This is a genomic window from Fictibacillus sp. 7GRE50 (assembly GCF_015903875.1).
GTDB lineage: Bacteria > Bacillota > Bacilli > Bacillales > Fictibacillaceae > Fictibacillus > Fictibacillus phosphorivorans.
Genome location: NZ_JACZDW010000002.1, coordinates 594,112 through 607,902 on the forward strand (window position 1 = coordinate 594,112; position 13,791 = coordinate 607,902).

General features: G+C 40.3%; 15 protein-coding genes. 4 read left to right on the top strand and 11 right to left on the bottom strand.

The window, feature by feature from the left end; genetic code table 11:
• Nucleotides 1–69: 69 nt before the first annotated feature.
• Nucleotides 70–897: an HAD family hydrolase gene (locus IHV12_RS10185; protein ID WP_197190781.1), complete on the bottom strand. Its 828-nt coding sequence runs from the start codon at nucleotides 895–897 to the stop codon at nucleotides 70–72.
• A 143-nt stretch (nucleotides 898–1,040) separates the two neighbouring features.
• Here IHV12_RS10185 and IHV12_RS10190 point away from each other — a divergent pair, with 143 nt between their 5' ends.
• The 4 genes from IHV12_RS10190 to IHV12_RS10205 all read left to right on the top strand — a co-directional run bounded on the left by IHV12_RS10190 (nucleotide 1,041) and on the right by IHV12_RS10205 (nucleotide 4,136).
• Nucleotides 1,041–1,445 (top strand): GntR family transcriptional regulator, encoded by a 405-nt coding sequence (locus IHV12_RS10190; RefSeq protein ID WP_197126922.1) that lies wholly within the window; start codon nucleotides 1,041–1,043, stop codon nucleotides 1,443–1,445.
• On the top strand, nucleotides 1,429–2,313 hold the full coding sequence (locus IHV12_RS10195) for an ABC transporter ATP-binding protein (protein WP_197190782.1): 885 nt from the start codon (nucleotides 1,429–1,431) through the stop codon (nucleotides 2,311–2,313). The genes IHV12_RS10190 and IHV12_RS10195 overlap by 17 nt, the downstream gene beginning before the upstream one ends.
• Nucleotides 2,303–3,352: an ABC transporter permease subunit gene (locus IHV12_RS10200; RefSeq protein ID WP_197190783.1), complete on the top strand. Its 1,050-nt coding sequence runs from the start codon at nucleotides 2,303–2,305 to the stop codon at nucleotides 3,350–3,352. The genes IHV12_RS10195 and IHV12_RS10200 overlap by 11 nt, the downstream gene beginning before the upstream one ends.
• A gap of 91 nt (nucleotides 3,353–3,443) precedes the next feature.
• Nucleotides 3,444–4,136 carry a YetF domain-containing protein gene (locus IHV12_RS10205; protein ID WP_197126919.1) on the top strand — a complete coding sequence of 231 codons (693 nt, stop codon included), beginning with the start codon at nucleotides 3,444–3,446 and terminating at the stop codon, nucleotides 4,134–4,136.
• A gap of 25 nt (nucleotides 4,137–4,161) precedes the next feature.
• Here IHV12_RS10205 and IHV12_RS10210 read toward each other — a convergent pair whose 3' ends face one another.
• The 10 genes from IHV12_RS10210 to pdhA all read right to left on the bottom strand — a co-directional run bounded on the left by IHV12_RS10210 (nucleotide 4,162) and on the right by pdhA (nucleotide 13,786).
• Nucleotides 4,162–5,019 (bottom strand): glycerophosphodiester phosphodiesterase, encoded by an 858-nt coding sequence (locus tag IHV12_RS10210; protein ID WP_197190784.1) that lies wholly within the window; start codon nucleotides 5,017–5,019, stop codon nucleotides 4,162–4,164.
• Nucleotides 5,020–5,169: 150 nt separating this feature from the next.
• Nucleotides 5,170–6,030 carry a Cof-type HAD-IIB family hydrolase gene (locus tag IHV12_RS10215; protein WP_197190785.1) on the bottom strand — a complete coding sequence of 287 codons (861 nt, stop codon included), beginning with the start codon at nucleotides 6,028–6,030 and terminating at the stop codon, nucleotides 5,170–5,172.
• Nucleotides 6,031–6,158: 128 nt separating this feature from the next.
• A complete protein-coding gene (locus IHV12_RS22880) occupies nucleotides 6,159–6,290 on the bottom strand; it encodes a hypothetical protein (RefSeq protein WP_255520061.1) in 132 nt (43 codons plus the stop codon).
• Between the two features lie 96 nt (nucleotides 6,291–6,386).
• Nucleotides 6,387–6,692: an AzlD domain-containing protein gene (locus IHV12_RS10220; protein ID WP_197126916.1), complete on the bottom strand. Its 306-nt coding sequence runs from the start codon at nucleotides 6,690–6,692 to the stop codon at nucleotides 6,387–6,389.
• A complete protein-coding gene (locus IHV12_RS10225) occupies nucleotides 6,685–7,410 on the bottom strand; it encodes an AzlC family ABC transporter permease (protein ID WP_370568791.1) in 726 nt (241 codons plus the stop codon). Before IHV12_RS10225 ends, IHV12_RS10220 begins: the two co-directional genes overlap by 8 nt.
• An 81-nt stretch (nucleotides 7,411–7,491) precedes the next feature.
• A complete protein-coding gene (locus IHV12_RS10230; RefSeq protein ID WP_197190786.1) occupies nucleotides 7,492–8,556 on the bottom strand; it encodes an undecaprenyldiphospho-muramoylpentapeptide beta-N-acetylglucosaminyltransferase in 1,065 nt (354 codons plus the stop codon).
• Nucleotides 8,557–9,001: 445 nt separating this feature from the next.
• Nucleotides 9,002–10,435 (bottom strand): dihydrolipoyl dehydrogenase, encoded by a 1,434-nt coding sequence (gene lpdA, locus IHV12_RS10235; protein ID WP_197190787.1) that lies wholly within the window; start codon nucleotides 10,433–10,435, stop codon nucleotides 9,002–9,004.
• Nucleotides 10,436–11,713, bottom strand: a complete 1,278-nt coding sequence (locus IHV12_RS10240) for a dihydrolipoamide acetyltransferase family protein (RefSeq protein ID WP_197190788.1) — start codon at nucleotides 11,711–11,713, stop codon at nucleotides 10,436–10,438.
• A 13-nt stretch (nucleotides 11,714–11,726) separates the two neighbouring features.
• Entirely contained in the window at nucleotides 11,727–12,722 is a 996-nt protein-coding gene (locus IHV12_RS10245) for an alpha-ketoacid dehydrogenase subunit beta (RefSeq protein ID WP_197190789.1), read from the bottom strand.
• The gene (gene pdhA / locus IHV12_RS10250; protein WP_197190790.1) at nucleotides 12,722–13,786 is read right to left on the bottom strand and encodes a pyruvate dehydrogenase (acetyl-transferring) E1 component subunit alpha; all 1,065 of its coding nucleotides are present in this window, start codon (nucleotides 13,784–13,786) and stop codon (nucleotides 12,722–12,724) included. Before pdhA ends, IHV12_RS10245 begins: the two co-directional genes overlap by 1 nt.
• Nucleotides 13,787–13,791 lie beyond the last annotated feature (5 nt).

Consider the following 13,791-nt stretch of genomic DNA (forward strand, 5'->3'; position numbering starts at 1 on the left):
TACCTACTATAAAGTGTAGGGCGAATTGTCCAAATTAGAACAAGCTTTCATAAAATACTTTGTAAAATCTTAAAGAGCATTTGCAAGGGTCGGGACGATATGAAGGTTTTCATGATCTACTTCTATAGAATTCGGCTGAATGTAAACCGCTTTTAATCCCATAAGAAGTGCAGGTGCGATTTCATTTATAAAATTATCACCGATTGATACCGCTTCATGAGGCTTTATACCATATTCATTCAATATCGTCTGGAGCTTTTCTTTCGTCTTCAACGGTTTTTCACTCTCAGTATAGAGAGCATGGAACATTCCATCTAGCTCCAACTCACTTAACAAGCGTTTTACATCTTCTCTTTCACTGTTCGTTAAAAGGACTACCTTTTTCTTTTCCTTGAAAAGTTTCAAAGCCTGTTTAAGGCCTGGTGTTTTCGATAGCTGGAACTGATCGGTTACCATGTACTCTTTTGTAGCGTTATAGCATTCCCACGTATCTGCTTGCTTCACACCGAAATGCATAGCTGTAGCATACGGCAGCCACCATCCATCACCGATCGCGATCAATCTTTCAAAGTCATATACAAGCTCACCCGAAAATTCTGCTTTCACTTTGTCCTCTGACCACTCAACCCCATCAAAGGATGTTACTTTTGTTACTTGCAGTGTCATTGGATCGACGGTAACACTTGCATCATTTTTAATATCATACACTTTACCGATTGCAACAGGGTGTGTCCCCTTCTTCATACTTTCATATGTATCCCAAAAGTCTTTCTTTTTCTCATCAGACACCCTTTTTTGTAACAATCTACAGTAATAATCGAAATGGTCTGTATCTTCATATAGCGTTCCGTCCAGATCAAAAATAAGCAACTTCGCATCATCAATAATCGATTTCACGTCTCATCCCTCCTTCTTTCATTGTAGTAATCCTAATCAAAAAAAGTAAAGAAAAGTACGTTGACATAAATTTACTAATCTTGTATGTTATAAGTGTACTATACACAGTAATACACACATATAGTATATAAAGGTGGGATAACATGATATTGAATTTAGATCCCCGAAGCAATACACCGATATGGGAACAAGTTGTTCATCAGATCAAGGAACTGATCTTGCGAGAAATTTTGTTGCCAGAAGAAAAATTGCCTTCGGTACGCGAACTATCAGGAACATTACTGATCAATCCAAATACAGTGAGTAAAGCTTATCAAGAGTTAGAACGCCAAGGCATCATTGAGACATTGCGAGGAAAAGGCACGTTTGTTTCCGCTTCTATCATTCCTAAAGCAGATGATCAGAAGACAACAGAACTCAAACAACAGCTGAAGCAGCTAATTATTGACGCTTCCTATCTTGGTATCGATCACCAAACATTATCAAAGTGGTTGAAAAACTTTTCAGAAGAGCTTGGGGGTAAAAACAGTCATGCTGAAAGTGAATAATATTAGTAAAACGATAGAGGGTTCTCAAGTGTTAGACCATGTGAACATCACACTGGAACCAGGTACGATTGCAGGTTTAGTCGGAAGAAATGGTGTTGGAAAGTCTACGCTACTTCGCGTAATCGCAGGCATATTAGATCCGGATGAAGGTGAAGTGTTCTTTAATGACACAGATATTCATCAAAATCCTGAGATTAAACAAAAGATTACTTATGTTCCAGATTCGACTGAGATTTTAAAGAGTTATAGCGTTAAAGAAATCGTAAAGCTATATGATGCAATTTATGAAGATTTTGATGTTGTATACTTCTACTCTCTTCTAGACCGCTTTAAACTTCCTAAAAATAAAAAAATCAGAACATATTCCAAAGGCATGAAGGCGCTGTTCTTAATGATCCTTTCTTTTTCAACGAAATCGGATCTTATCATTTTAGATGAACCAACAAACGGACTTGACCCTATCGTAAAAAGAAACATCTTGCAATTTATTATTGAAGAAGTGAGTGAGCGACAGCTATGCGTTCTTATCTCTACTCATCATTTAGAGGAAGTAGAGAAGATGGCAGATGTTCTTATCATGATTAAAGAAGGACGAATTGAATCCACAACCTCTATCGAGGATGCAAAATCATCGTTCCGTAAAGTTCAAGTGGTTTACAAACACTCTCTGCCTGAAAAGATCGAGCAATTGAACAACGTGAACATCTTAAATCAAACAGGACGTGTCTATACATTGATGATCAAAGGAAACATTGAAGCGACACTCCAAAAGATGAACGGAGAAAATCCGCTATTGCTAGAAGAACTACCTATGACTCTCGAAGATATTTTCATTTCAACACTTGGAGGTGAATCACATGTTTCATAAAGCATTGTGGATGAGGAACCAAAAACTAGGAAGCCCTGCCGTATGGGGGATCTATATTTCATTGTTCTTGTTTTTACCGTATTCTTTCTTTGGAAAAGCCCAAACCATGTTAACTCAAAAAAATGATCCTTATGCGGATGCACCTGAAAACTATTACATGAACTTTCATTTTACTGGTGCAGATATCGTAGTTTTCTTATTTTTAATCGTAGGATTAGCTGCTCTTCTAGTCGGCAGTGAAAGAACGACTCATGCGACTGACCTAACGTTCTCACTCCCTTTTAAACGTAAAGATATCTTTCTATCAAAATGGATTTTTGGAGTAGGTCATATCATAACAGGTCTGTTAATCAACTTGCTATTATGTATGCTGATTGTAAAGTTTACGATTCTTTCAGAAGTAACAGATGCTGCATTTCTTTTGAAATTCATGATGGTGGTTATTCCGTTCTCGATCGCTATTTTCTCTTTTAGTCTTTTTATTGGAACGATTGCAGGAAATTTAATTTCTCAACTAGTATTGAGTGGGATCTTTTTATTCTTTCCACTCGGTTTTATATCTCTTATAGTTTCATTTTTAGAATATCACGGGATTTCTATCAATCATAATGCACCATCTACTGTATTATTTAACGATTTGATCAACAGTTTCACACTGCCAATTCCTATTATAGAATTTCGTTATTATATAGATCTCTCAGATAATTCTTTTACTGATTTCTCACATATACCATATGTCATGTTACTGATTCCACTAGCTTATACGATTCTATCTGTAGCTTTTGGAACATGGCTCTTTAGCAGAACTAAGAACGAAAACAACGGTAGATTACTTGTTTTTGAAAAAGGTAGAGGATTCTTCACCTTTGGCGTTGTATTGTGCTTTGCTCTAACATTCGGTATGTTAGGTGGCGGTATATTCGGCGACTACGATTCCAGATCGCTTATTGGCTATTACCTATCTGCAACGATAGGCGGGGTTTTAGCATTCTTTATGTTGAAAAAATTAATTCATTTCCGTATGCAGTTTGGCAAATAAAGAGAAGAGCGGACAACATGTTCGCTCTTTTTTGTTTGCCTTATTTTTGTTTGGGCATCCTGATAACAGCACATGTAAATGAGGGATGACGATGGATGGAATCTTAATCACGATCTATAGAACGGTTCTAGGCTTTGCCTTTTTGTTGATGCTCATGAGGTTACTCGGAAAAAAACAACTTGGTGAACTTACTTTTTTTAACTATGCAACAGGCATCGCAATGGGTAATATCATCGGAGATATGGTTGTCCACAAAGAGATCACGGTTTGGGAGAGTTTGGCGTCTCTTAGCTTTTGGGCGTTAGCCGTGTTCGGTATAGAATTTCTCAACAGACATTCTCCCCTACTCACAAAACTCACGAAGAGTCAGCCGACGATCGTTATAAAAAAAGGGCAGATTATGCAAAAAGAGCTGAAGCGGATGCAGATGTCTATGGATGACTTATTGATGCTGCTCAGGATCAGTGCGGTCTTTGATATTACTGAAGTAGAATATGCTGTCATGGAGCCTAACGGACAACTAAGTGTGTTAAAAAAACCACTCAAAGATTCTGTCACAAAAGAAGATCTAAATATTCCACCAGATGCTCCTCAATATTTGCCCACAATGCTAATCTCTAACGGTGAGAAAATAGATCAGCCTTTTAAGGAATACAGTTTGTCAGACGATTGGTTGGATCAGCAATTGAAGAGTGCGGGCTATCAAGATGTTAAAGAGGTCTTCTTCGCACAGCTTCAGGACGATGGCGACGTCTTTTTTGTAAAAAAAGAAAAAAGCAACTGAGATCTATATCAGCTGCTTTCCTTCCTTATTTCCCTTTTTTCACTTCATGCAGAAGATCTGGGAAGTTGGTGAAAATACCTGTTACACCCCAATCAATCAGTTTCTGTATCTCTTCTTTTTCATTTACAGTATACGGATGGATCTCTAGACCATTCTGAACGGCTTTCTGAACATACTCGCGGTCGATCATATCGCTGTTCGGCCCGATTCCCATCGCATATTTCTTGATTGATTGCACTTCTCTATCCGTTAAATCAGCAGGAGTTGTATACTCTAAAAGCTGAACAAGTTTCACGGATGGATCGATCTCGTTCATCTTCAACAAGCTTTCAGAGCTGAACGATTGAACCAACAGCTTATCTTTGTTAATTCCATAATCATTAACTACATCAAGAAGCTTTTGTTCCATACCCGGATAAACTTCAGGTGATTTTGTTTCAATATAATAGTTCGCATTCTTGCCAAAGGTTTGAAAGACTTCTTCCAATGTCGGAACTTGAAGACCTTCGTATTTTGCCTTTGCTTGTTCTGGATATTTCTCATTAAACCAGCTTCCTGCATCAAGTTGCTTGATTTCTTTTAGAGTAAAATCTTTTACTTGTCCTGTGCCGTTTGTTGTACGATCCAGTGTCTCATCATGCATTGCGATTAACTCACCGTCTCTAGTCATCTGAAGATCGACTTCAATGTAATCTCCATGCATTTTTTCACCCATCTTATAAGATGTAATCGTGTGTTCTGGTGCATAACCAGAAGCTCCTCGATGCGCAACATTTAAGATGTCTTTATGTTTTTCTTTTGCATCAACCACAGAAAAATCAGCCCCTATAAATGTCAGACTTAATGCTAAAGCTCCTACACCCATTTTAAATATATTCTTCATGATGCTGCACTCTCCCTTTGTTGTAAGTGAACTACTTTGTCACTGTAACAAGGAAATATGAACTTGCTTTTGCATTTCTGTAAATCACATGTGAAGTTTTTGTATACAAAAAAGCTGGTTCGAAATGTTCGAACCAGCTTTTGTAAGTGCTTATTTTTGTTCTAAGAATTTCTTGATGGCAAACGAGACACCACTCTCATCATTTTCTTTCGTAACAAATGCGGCCATCTCTTTTACCTCATCCACAGCATTTCCCATCGCTACAGGAAAACCTGCCACTTCTAACATGGAAACATCGTTGTAGTTATCACCGATTGCCATCGTGTCTGTTAACGAGATTCCTTTGAGTTCAGCGTATCTTTTAACAGCCACACCTTTTTGTGCTTCACTGTTTGTAATCTCTAAGTTGTTATCAGCAGAAGCACTGACAGCAAGAGATTCAACACTTTTTAAATGCTGAAAAGCACGTTGGAGTTTCCCAGTATCTGCAGAAAAAGCAAGGAACTTATATACCTCAATACCATTCTCACTCAATAGTTTATCAAAATCTCCCACTACACTTACTAATCCTAAGCGAAAACGTCGAAGAGCTGCTTTTTGAACGTCGTCATCTGTTGCTTCTGGATTGGAAGTTAATACGATATCTTTCATTACTTCGTATGCTTTTTCACGATCATCTGTAAACGTACCTTTGCTCGTGTAGAGCTCATAATAAATATCTTCTTCATCTAAAATCTTTTTTATATCCTCGTACTGCTCAAACTTTAAAGGAATTGAAGAAAGGATCTCCCACCCTTCTGATCGAATCTCTGCACCATTTACACAAATAAGCGGTAGATGAAGATCAGCATCTTCTAGCGTGTGTTTTGCTTCATCATAAGAACGGCCTGTTGCGATGACAACATGATGGCCATCGTTTACAGCTTCCTTAATGGTTTCGCTGTTCTCTTTTGTAACTTTTAACTGTCGGTTAACTAAAGTTCCATCCATATCAATTGCGATTAATTTCATCTAAATCATCCTTTATTGCTTAGTCCATTAGTAAGTGTACCCATAATTGAAAGCTTGTTAATCATTATTTGAAGCTTATCAGGTAACAAAAAAAAGAGCTATAGATAGCTCTCCGATTTTACAAATTATTAATCTTTATAGATAAAAGATTGTACAACGTCCGTTACAGCATGAAAAATCTCAACGGCTTGAAAAGAGAGTACAGATAAAGCTGAAACGGAAAACAAACCAATTAGTACAAAACGAACTAAATGAGGCATCTTGTATCTCCTCCTTTTAATTGTGATTATACGCCCACCTTTTCAACAAATCAATTCATAAGGTGTAATATTTACAAAGTAAATTATGACAATATCCTACAAGAACGTATAACCGTACAAAACGAGGATAGAAGATAGCACGACCACGATTACATTTAAGTTCAACCAAGCGGCGATGAATGCTGCACTAGCGCCTATGAATCCATATAGATAATTTTCTGGATTTATTGTTAGCACACCAGGAAAAATGAGAGCCCCCAATATAGCAAAAGGAACGTTCTTCAATATTCCTTGCACTCTTGGATGTAGATGATTCGTATGAAAGAGAACGAGCGGCAACATCCTTGGAATATAGGTTACGATTCCCATTCCGACAATTACCCATATGAATTGATCACTCATCTCCCTCATCCCCTTTCATAAAAAACTCAATTGAGACTGCTGCTATCAATGTGGATAAAATGATTCCCCAGCCCCCTTTTAAAGTTGGGACAAGTGAGAAAATCGAATTTAATACTCCTGCACTAGCCGCAAGAGCAATTACTTTCTTGCTCTTTTTGGCAGCAGGTACGAGTAGTGCGATAAACATCGCATAAAGCGCGATCCCCATACTGTCCTGCAGCGATTGAGGAAGTCCCGACCCCATCACATAACCGACTCCTGAAAAAATCACCCAGCAGCTGTATGCAACGAGCCCTAATCCAAGCAGGTAGCTTCCCGTAATCTTTTTTTCGGTTGAGGTTGCAGCAACAGAAAAAGTTTCATCCGTTATAAAAAAAGCGTAGATCGCACGCAGCCATTTAGGTTCATCCTCAGCACGTTCCTTTAGAGAAGCACTCATAAGAAGATGCCTGATGTTCATGATGAAAGTAGTCAGGATAAGTTCTGCAGCCCCACTTAGTGCAACAATCATCGATAAGGCGATATATTGCGAAGCACCAGCAAACACGATAACACTCATCCCTATCGTTTCAAATAGACTTAACTCTGCAGCTTTAGCGAGCAGACCAAATGTAAATGCAACTGGCATATAACCAATCGCGATCGGCAAACCAGCTTGAACACCCTTTTTCCAGTATGCAGGTGTTTCTTCTCTATGTACGGCAGGGCTTGGCATCATCTCTTTTTCATCTCCGTTTTTGTAAGATGTGAATGGTGAATAAATTGTAAGGGGTCTGTCCCCGGGACAGACCCCTTATCATTACTTCTGTCCTGTAATGGTGCGAAGAATAAGGTCTACGCTATCAGAAGCTTTAAATGTTTCCATGCTTTTCTTTATCTGCTCTTGATCAGCTTTAAGATCTTTTAAAGAGGAGATCAATGTCACCTTTGTTAGTTCTTCTTCATAAAGGACGTGGCAATAGCCTTGTTTTTCAAAGGATTGAGCATTAAGGATCTGATCCCCTCTGCTCGCCGCTCTTGAAAGCGGGATGAGCAGCATCGGAATCTTGAGCGTCAGCCATTCAAAAATACTGTTCGATCCAGCACGAGAAATCACAAAGTCTGTTGCAGCAACCACGTCTGGAAGTTCACTTTGAATATACTCGAACTGTCTGTAACCTTCTGTATTATCCAAACTTTCATCCATGTTGCCTTTTCCGCAGATGTGTACGATCTGATAAGAGCGTAACAATTCAGGCAGTGCTTCACGTAGAGCTTCATTGATCTTCCGCGCACCCAAACTACCACCCATGATTGTTAGTACAGGTAGATGGCTTCGAAAGCCTAAGAAGGACAAACCTTTCTCTCTTGATCCTTGAAGCAGTTCATCACGAATCGGTGAACCTGTTACGATCGCTTGCCCTGCAACAAAATGTTTCTTCGCTTCATCAAACGTAACGAAGATTTTTGAAGCAAATTTAGATGAGATTTTGTTAGCCAGACCTGGGGTAATATCTGATTCATGGATGTAAACAGGAATCTTACGCATCCATGCGGCGATAACTACAGGTACAGCCACAAAACCACCTTTTGAAAAAACAGCATCTGGTTTTATTTTTCCGAGCTTAAAATAAGCTTGTGCAACACCCGCTGCGACTTTAAAAGGATCTTTTATATTTTTCAAGTCAAAATAACGACGCAATTTCCCACTTGATATGCCGTGATAGGGCACGTTCGTTCCATCTTTGATCAAACTTTTCTCTATACCATCAACAGAACCGATATAATTCAAGTCCCATCCCATCTTCTCTAATTTAGGTATTAAGGCAAGATGCGGCGTTACGTGTCCAGCTGAACCACCGCCAGTTAAAACTAACTTCTTCAAACAGCATTCCTCACTTCTTTTATATCCGCCGTGCTTTCCTATAGCGGATGTTATCTTATCGCCATTTTAATATATGTAGCCCAAAAAAGAAAATGGCATGTGAGTGATAATTGTTTGTTTATTCTGATTGAATTTCACGTTTTTTTCGGTTATGGATGAAAGTTTTAGTAATTTCAGTTCAGGGGTAGCCTATATAAAGGTCATATAGCTCATCGAAAGACGTTCCCACTGATACCTACGGGGGTATAAACGTGCTGATTCTAGAAATTCAGTAATTAATTCTAGAAATTCCGGACTTATTCCGGCGAGTTTGGTGATAATTCGGCGAGTTTTAATCATATATCGGCGAGAAGACAGAACTCGACAAACTCTAGACGCGATATACCCTCTACCTCAACAAAAAAAACGGCCTACAAGACCGTTTTTTAACATCATCATTTATCATTCATACTGAACTTTTTTCTTTTTTGCGAGCAGGCGGTACATGAATTGCTTTTCCACTCACACTTTCAATCGCTTCAAGCCATGCTTCGTTTAAAGCTGGATGCGCATAAACTGGGTACGATAAGTCTTCTTCACGTGCTACCATCTCTAGTGCAAACGTTCCAGCTTGAATCATTTCGGCAGCTCCAGCTCCCATCATATGAATACCAAGCACAACATCGCTCTTTGAATCAATCACAATTTTAGACAAACCTTCTTTTTGACCAAGAATAGATGCAAAGCCATTGCCGCTCATAGAGAACTGACCCGTCTTCACTTCATAGCCTTCAGCTCTGGCTTGCTCTTCAGTCATACCTACTGAAGCAATCGGGGGATTCGTATGAACAACATAAGGAACTAGGCTTAAATTAAACATAGACTGTAATCCAGTCATATGTTCAGCTGCCGTCTTTCCTTGCTTGATCGCTTTTGATGCTAACTTCATCCCAATCGTACAGTCACCAGCTGCGTAAATGTTAGAAACAGAACTTTGGCTATGTTCGTTTATGATAATAAAACCATTCTCGTCACGTTCGATCGAAATCGCTTCTAGTCCTAGACTATCCACATTCGGCGAATAGCCAGCGGCATACAATACATGAGAAGTCTCAACAGAAACTTTTTCATCACCGTCTTTTATCAACGTTACGGTTACTGAATCAGACATCTCTTCTGCGCTTTCCCATAGATGATTCTTAAATACTTTTATCTTATTTTTCTTTAAGACTCGTTGCAGTTCTTTTTCGATGCTCGCGTCTAGACCAAATCCATCACTTGGAATAGCTATCGTAACATCACTTCCAAGCTGCTTGTAGGCCATAGCAGCTTCAAGCGCGAAGTAATCATCACCATAGATGAATAGACTTCCAGGAAGCTCTCTCAACTCCCACAACGTGTGTGGTGTCACCAATCTATTAGATAACGTGGCCTGTTCTGGCAACAATGGTGAGCTTCCTGTAGCGATAAGCGCGTGCTCAAATTCGTACATCTCAAAATGATGGCCTGAATCAATTCCTATTCTCTCACTGGACATGAAAGATGCTGTACCCGTTAAATGCTCAATTTTATTCGCTTTTATAAGGGCTTCTACTCCCTTTTGAAGTCCAGTTACAACCGAAGAATAGTAGTTTGAGAATGTATCATATTCAAAGCTTGCTTCTGAAACTGAAATTCCCATGTTTTTAAACTGAGAAAGGCTTGAAAAGTTAGAAGCAGACTGTGTAAGGCTCTTTGAAGGAATACATCCTTTATGAAGGCAAACGCCGCCTAACTTTTCTTTTTCGATCAGCGTAACTTCCATTCCAAGCTGTGCCGCACGAATTGCAGCATGGTATCCACCAGGTCCGCCTCCGATAATAACGAGTTGTCGTTTTGTTGCAAAATCACCTACAACCATCTATATCAGCTCCAGTGTCATGAAGTAAGGATTCTCGATGAGTTCTTTTACTCGGTTCGTGAACATGACAGCCGTTGCACCGTCTGCAACTCGGTGGTCAAACGACATAGATACGTTCATCATAGAACGGATCACGATCTCATCTCCGATCACAACAGGCGTTTTCTTTGTTTTATGAAAAGCCATCAGTGCCACTTCAGGGTGATTGATGATCGGTGTCGCAGCGATCGATCCAAGCGGTCCAACATTAGAAATTGTAAATGTGCCGCCAGTCATATCTGAACCCTTCAACTTGTTTGTCTTAGCACGCGTGATCTTGTCTTTCATGTCAACCGCGATATCCCTTACATTTCTCTGTTCCACATGAGAGATAACTGGTACGATCAACCCTTCATCAGAATCGGTAGCAATTCCGATGTTCACGTTCTTCTCAAGACGAATCACTTCTTTCTCTTCGTCCAGTTTCGCGTTAAAAATAGGGAAGTCCTTGAGTGCAATTTGAATCGCTTTTACGAAAAACGCAGCAACTGACACGTTCATCCCACGCTTGTTGTCAGGGTCCATCGCTTTAAGCTGTTTCTTCAGATCCATGACAGCTGTAACATCGATCTCTTCAAAATGAGTAACATGCGGAATCGTCGCAAGAGATTGAACCATTTTCTTCGCGATCTGCTTCCTTCGACCTTTAAATGGAATTTCTTCCGTGTCACTTGTTGAAAACACTTGAGTCGATGTAGTCGCTTTTTCTTCTACAGAACTAAATGGTGTTTCCTCTGTTTCTGCTGCTGTAGTAGGCTGATCCATATAATTATAAACGTCTTGGTCAGTCACTCGTCCCCCAGGTCCAGTGCCATTGACCTGTTCGATATCCACACCGTTCTCTCGAGCAATTTTTCTCGTATAAGGAGCAGCTAGAACACGTTTGTTCAGTGTTGCAATACCGCCAGCAAAGGTAGTGTTGCTCGGTGCTTTAACGATTTTTTCAACGACCGGTTGATCATTAGATTCTGGAACTTCTTTTGCATTTTGAGAAGACGGCGCGGAGGCAGCATCAATCGTTAAGATGACAGATCCTACAGTCACTACATCTCCTTCTTTTACCTTGATGTCTTTAATCGTTCCGGCTGCTGGGGATGGTAGTTCTGCGGTTACTTTATCCGTTTGAACCTCTACTAAAGGCTGATCAACTTTAACGGAGTCTCCTGCTTTTACGAAAAAGTGTATAACTTCTCCTTCATGCATTCCTTCTCCGATATCATGCAATTTTACTTCTACCACTCACACTCACCTCCTAAAATTGCGTTACTTTATTAATAGCTTGAACAATACGATCTGCGCTTGGCAAGTAGTGATCTTCTAGTGCAAACATTGGAACCGGAGTATCAAAACCTGTTACGCGTTCAATTGGAGCTTTCATATACAGGAAAGATGTATCATTGATCAATGACATGATTGTTTCTCCAAGTCCACCCGTTCCCGGTGCTTCGTGAACAATGACTGCACGGCCCGTTTTTTGTACACTTTCTGCAATCATTTCTTTATCTAATGGATAGAGTGAACGAAGATCGATCACGTCACACTTGATTCCTTTTTCTTCAGCAGATTTTGCAGCTTTCATTACAACTTCGATCATCGCGCCATAAGCAAAGATCGTTACATCGCTTCCTTCTTGTAGCCGAGCAGCTTTCCCGAGTGGAACATTGTACTTTCCTTCAGGTACATCCATCTTTGTACTTCTGTAACAGCGCATCGGCTCTAGAAATAGGACGGGATCAGGATCTTCAATCGCTGAAACAAGCATTCCTTTTGCATCATATGGATTAGATGGAACGACAACTTTCATTCCAGGCATTCCTGTAAACAATGCTTCGACAGAATCAGAGTGGATTTCCGGTGCCCGAACGCCTGCTCCAAATGGGGCACGAATGACCATTGGCACTGTAAAATGTCCTAGTGTTCTCGCGCGGATGCGAGACGCATGCGTCATGATTTGATTGAAAGCGGGATAGATGAATCCAAGAAATTGCATCTCTGCGATCGGTTTAAAACCGTTCATCGCAAGTCCGATCGACGTACCGATAATGCCTGATTCAGCAAGCGGTGTATCAATCACTCGGTTCTCTCCGAATTCAGCAACTAGACCATCTGTTGCGCGGAACACACCACCGTTCTGTCCAACATCTTCACCAAGCACGATAACGTTCTCGTGCTCTTTCATCATCACTCTCATACCGTCTGTTACAGCTTGAACCATCGTTAATTTTTTCGTATCTACTAGCGTTGTCATTAGCGATCACCTCTTGAATGAGCGTATGCTTCTTTTTGGCTTTCGATCGGCCAAGGATTCTCTGCAAACACATGATCAAACACATCGTTATAATGTGGTGCTTGAGCTTCTTCCATCTCTTTTACTGCTGCTTCGATCTCAAGTGTAAGCGTTTCTTTAAGATCAGTTGCCCATTTCTCATCCCACATGTTTTCGTTTTTCATAAATCGCTCTAGTCTAAGAATCGGATCTGTCGTTTCACGGCGATTCACAGACTCTTCTTGGTTTCTGTATTTGGAAGGATCATCAGCTGTTGTATGTGCCCCATAACGCCACGTTACAGCTTCAATCAACGTTGGTCCTTCTCCTTTTCTTGCACGCTCGACTGCTGTACGTGTGTGGAAATATACAGCGAACACATCATTTCCATCTAATCGAACGCCTTCCATCTCGTACGCTACTGCTTTTTGAGCGATCGTTTTACTTTTCATCTGCTTTTCGATCGGTACAGAAATGGCAAACCCATTATTTTGATTAAAGAAAACAACAGGAGCGTTGAACACACTGGCAAAGTTTAGGCCTTCGTGAAAATCACCTTCTGATGTTGCACCGTCTCCAAAATAAACGATGGATGCACGATCTGTACCTTTTAACTTTTCAGCCCAAGCTGCGCCAGTTGCATGAAGAAGCTGTGATGCGATCGGTACGGCTGGAGGGAAAATATTCTTCCCTTCTGGAGGAATACAACCTTCTTGGCGACCTTTCCAATAAAGAAAGAGAGTTTTTAGAGAATGACCAAATGTCATCGTTGCCGCATGATCACGATAAGTTGGAAACATCCAATCGCCTTCACCCATCGCCATCGCGCTTCCGATCTGTGACGCTTCTTGCCCTTCAAAAGGAACGTACGTACCGATTCGTCCTTGACGCTGCAGGTTTACCCCTTTACGGTCAAAAAGCCTCGAACGAAGCATCTTCGTGTAAAGTTCTTTCGTTAGTTCCTCTGTGATCTCCCCGCGGTATGTTTCATCATTCCACTCGCCGTTCTCATTAATGATCTGCATTTTTGGAAATAACTTTTCCATAGAAA

Bases quoted from the DNA above. Each gene is read 5' to 3' on its own strand.
- IHV12_RS10200 (WP_197190783.1), top strand. From the start codon at position 2,303: ATGTTTCATAAAGCATTGTGGATGAGGAACCAAAAACTAGGAAGCCCT.
- IHV12_RS10225 (WP_370568791.1), bottom strand. From the start codon at position 7,410: ATGATGCCAAGCCCTGCCGTACATAGAGAAGAAACACCTGCATACTGG.
- lpdA (WP_197190787.1), bottom strand. From the start codon at position 10,435: ATGGTTGTAGGTGATTTTGCAACAAAACGACAACTCGTTATTATCGGA.
- IHV12_RS10205 (WP_197126919.1), top strand. From the start codon at position 3,444: ATGGATGGAATCTTAATCACGATCTATAGAACGGTTCTAGGCTTTGCC.
- IHV12_RS10195 (WP_197190782.1), top strand. From the start codon at position 1,429: ATGCTGAAAGTGAATAATATTAGTAAAACGATAGAGGGTTCTCAAGTG.
- IHV12_RS10245 (WP_197190789.1), bottom strand. From the start codon at position 12,722: ATGACAACGCTAGTAGATACGAAAAAATTAACGATGGTTCAAGCTGTA.
- IHV12_RS10220 (WP_197126916.1), bottom strand. From the start codon at position 6,692: ATGAGTGATCAATTCATATGGGTAATTGTCGGAATGGGAATCGTAACC.
- IHV12_RS10190 (WP_197126922.1), top strand. From the start codon at position 1,041: ATGATATTGAATTTAGATCCCCGAAGCAATACACCGATATGGGAACAA.
- IHV12_RS22880 (WP_255520061.1), bottom strand. From the start codon at position 6,290: ATGCCTCATTTAGTTCGTTTTGTACTAATTGGTTTGTTTTCCGTTTCA.
- pdhA (WP_197190790.1), bottom strand. From the start codon at position 13,786: ATGGAAAAGTTATTTCCAAAAATGCAGATCATTAATGAGAACGGCGAG.
- IHV12_RS10215 (WP_197190785.1), bottom strand. From the start codon at position 6,030: ATGAAATTAATCGCAATTGATATGGATGGAACTTTAGTTAACCGACAG.
- IHV12_RS10210 (WP_197190784.1), bottom strand. From the start codon at position 5,019: ATGAAGAATATATTTAAAATGGGTGTAGGAGCTTTAGCATTAAGTCTG.